We start from the raw sequence: 3,073 nt of genomic DNA, 5'->3' as shown, positions 1-3,073 counted from the left end.
AGAACCGGGGCGTCGAGGACGTGCTCATCGCCGTCTGCGACTTAGCTCTTGGCCTGCCGGAGGCGATCACGACCATCTGGGAGCGAACGGTGGTGCAGCAGTGCATCGTGCACCTGATCCGCAACAGCTTCCGTTACGCCGGCCGGCAGCACCGCGACGGGATCGTCAAGGCGCTCAAGCCGGTCTACACCGCACCGAGTGAGCAGGCCGCGAAGGACCGGTTCGCCGAGTTCACGGCCGAGTGGGGCCAGCGGTATCCAGCGATCGTGCAGCTCTGGGAGTCCTCCTGGGCGGAGTTTGTGCCGTTCCTCGAGTACGACGTGGAGATCCGCTTCGGTGATCTGCACGACGAACGTGATCGAGTCGATCAACGCCCGCTACCGACGGGCGGTCAGGGCGCGCGGGCACTTCCCCAACGAGGCCGCGGCGCTGAAGTGCCTCTACCTGGTCACCCGGTCTCTTGACCCTACCGGCGGCGGCCGGGCACGCTGGGTGATGAGGTGGAAGCCCGCGCTCAACGCGTTCGCGATCACCTTCGCCGGTCGGTTCGAGAGAACCTCCCACTGATGAAAACCGCCGGACCCCACACACCGTCTATCCCAGTGTCACTATTTTGGAGTGCCGGTTGGTTCGCTCCACCGTTTTTCGCCTCCGTGGCTAGTGTCCGTAGTGCGGCCGGCTGGCACGGACGGACCGGCCGGCCTGGCTTGAGAGGAGCGTGGCATCGCCCCTGACTGGGATATGCCGACCGGCCGGTCCTGCCCCTACCCGTAGAAGGAAAGGAGACAGGACCATGGTGATCATCGGGATCGATGCCCACAAGCACTCCCACACGGCCGTGATCGCGGACCAGGTCGGCAGGCAGATCGCGGTCAAGACGATCGGCACGACCAGCAGCGACCATCTGGCCCTGCTGGCATGGGCGAACAAGCATGACGATCAGGAACGGCTCTGGGCGATCGAGGACTGCCGGCATCTGAGCAGACGACTGGAACGCGACCTCCTCGCGGCCGGCGAACAGGTCGTGCGGGTACCTCCGAAGCTGATGTCCCATGTCCGGGACAGCGCCCGCACGTTCGGCAAGTCCGACCCGATCGACGCTCTCTCGATCGCGCGTGCCGCCCTGCGAGAACCCGATCTGCCCGTCGCCCGTCTCGACGGCACCGAACGCGAGATCCGCCTTTTGGTCGACCACCGCGAGGACCTCGTCGCCGAACGCACCCGCGTCATCAGCCGGCTCCGCTGGCACCTGCACGAGCTCGATCCTGCCTGGGCGGCCCCGGCCAACCTTGATCGGGACAGCGCGTTCGCACGCATCAAATCCCACCTGGACGGCCTCTCCGGGATCGTCGCCGACCTCGCTCAACGGCTCCTCACCCATCTGCACCGCCTCACCGAGGAGATCGATGAACTCACTGCCGAACTCAGCCGCCGGATCACCGTCATCGCTCCGGCGCTGCTGGCGATCGTCGGTTGCGGGTCCCTGACGGCGGCGAAAATCCTGGGAGAGACCGCAGGCATCACGCGGTTCCGCTCGAAGGACGCCTACGCACGCCATAACGGCACTGCCCCGCTGCCGGTATGGTCGTCGAACAAGGCCCGGCACCGGCTCTCCCGTACCGGGAACAGACAGCTGAACGCGGCGCTGCACCGGATCGCGCTCACCCAGGCCCGCTGCCACCCGGGCGCGCGAGAGCTTCTCGCCCGCCGCAAAGCAGGCGGGGACGGCGGCATGGAAGCACTGCGTGTCCTCAAACGCCGACTATCCGACGTCGTATATCGAGCTCTGATCGACGATCAGAAAACCTCCGCAGCCCGCACGCTCATCCTCGCTGCTTGACAGAGGAGCTAGGGACAGTCCCCCGAATCCGTCGCAGACGGCGATGAGCACGTCTTCCACGCCCCGGTTCTTCAGCTCGGAGAAGACCTGCAGCCAGAACCGGGCGCCCTCAGCGCCGTCGCCGGCCCAGATGCCCAGGATCTCCCGCTCCCCATTGGTCGTGACGCCCATGACGACGCAGAACGGGGTGTTGCGCACCTGACCGTCGCGGACCAAGACGGGCGATCGCATCGACGAAGAGCACCGGATAGATCGGATCCAGCGGCCGGGCGGACCACTCGGCCAGCTCACCGGCGACCTTCTTTCGTGATCCGGCTGATGGTGTCCCTGCCAGACCTTGGCCCCGTAGACCTCCTCGAAGTGCGCGGCGATCTCCCCGGTCGTCAAACCCCGGGCACTCAGGGAGAGCACGACCTGATCGATCCCGTCCAAGCGCCGTTTCCGCTTGGGCACAATCACCGGCTCGAAGGACCCGTCCCGGTCCCGGGGCACCTCGATCTCGACCGGACCGATCTCGGTCAACACGGTCTTGGACCGGGTGCCATTGCGCATGTTGGCCGCGATCGGAGTCTCGCCGTGCTCGTGCCCGAGGTGCTCGGTCAGTTCCGCCTCCAGCGCCGTCTCGAGCACGTTCTTCGTGAGCTGGCTCAGCAGCCCACCAGGGCCCACCAGACTCACGCCCTGCTCCTTGGCCTGAGCGAGCAGCCGTTCGGCCAGCTCCTTCTGATCGATGATCTCTCCCGTCACGGGATCGATCATCGCCTCTGTCATCTCGGTCGTGAACTCTGACACGGCCGTCTCCTTTCGGATCAGGCCGGACCCTCACACACCGTTCTTCTTACAGTCCCGTTGAAGTTGGCCGTCTCGAGGACCGGTCTTCCGCCCCCGGCACCTGATCACGGAGCCGGGCGTCGAGTGCTGGTTCGAGCGCTGAGCGAGGAAGGCGCTCTGGGAGCTCCGGGGCTCTCGCCTTGGCGCACCTAATTCCGGCCGGTGCCTGGCGTCCATAAGGATCGTTAGGCAGACCAAGTCCGGGCTCACTGGTACGGAACGTCGACACCGGCTGCTCGAAGTTTCGCTTCCATCAGTTTCGTCAGCCGCACGAAGGTCGGCTCCTCGTCCCCGCGGTGGTGGTTGATCAGTCCGTACCGGGTGGCATGGTCGGGCCGTGCCTGGAAGCCAGCTGGCATCATCAGCAGTTCGCGGTTGGCCAGGAGGTTGTCGACCATGTCG

General features: G+C 66.0%; 2 protein-coding genes and 2 pseudogenes. 2 read left to right on the top strand and 2 right to left on the bottom strand.

Annotation, left to right across the window (positions count from 1 at the left end):
* Positions 1–567, top strand: a pseudogene (locus tag AC5RVV_RS17130) (IS256 family transposase); the annotation flags it as partial.
* Between the two features lie 226 nt (positions 568–793).
* Positions 794–1,840 carry an IS110 family RNA-guided transposase gene (locus AC5RVV_RS17125; protein WP_494002575.1) on the top strand — a complete coding sequence of 349 codons (1,047 nt, stop codon included), beginning with the start codon at positions 794–796 and terminating at the stop codon, positions 1,838–1,840.
* On the opposite strand, the gene AC5RVV_RS17120 is transcribed toward AC5RVV_RS17125, so the two are convergent.
* Positions 1,763–2,632 (bottom strand): transposase, encoded by an 870-nt coding sequence (locus AC5RVV_RS17120; protein ID WP_494002574.1) that lies wholly within the window; start codon positions 2,630–2,632, stop codon positions 1,763–1,765. The two genes, AC5RVV_RS17125 and AC5RVV_RS17120, sit on opposite strands and share 78 nt — an antisense overlap.
* 245 nt (positions 2,633–2,877) lie before the next feature.
* A pseudogene (locus AC5RVV_RS17115) lies at positions 2,878–3,073 on the bottom strand (MerR family transcriptional regulator); the annotation flags it as partial.

The organism is Arthrobacter sp. MDT2-34-1 (genome assembly GCF_059091365.1).
Note: the sequence above shows the minus strand (reverse complement) of the source record. Positions and strands in the feature narration are given on the sequence as shown.

What these genes read in the sequence shown, in the direction of transcription:
- AC5RVV_RS17125 (WP_494002575.1), top strand. Translation starts at nt 794, where the DNA reads ATGGTGATCATCGGGATCGATGCCCACAAGCACTCCCACACGGCCGTG.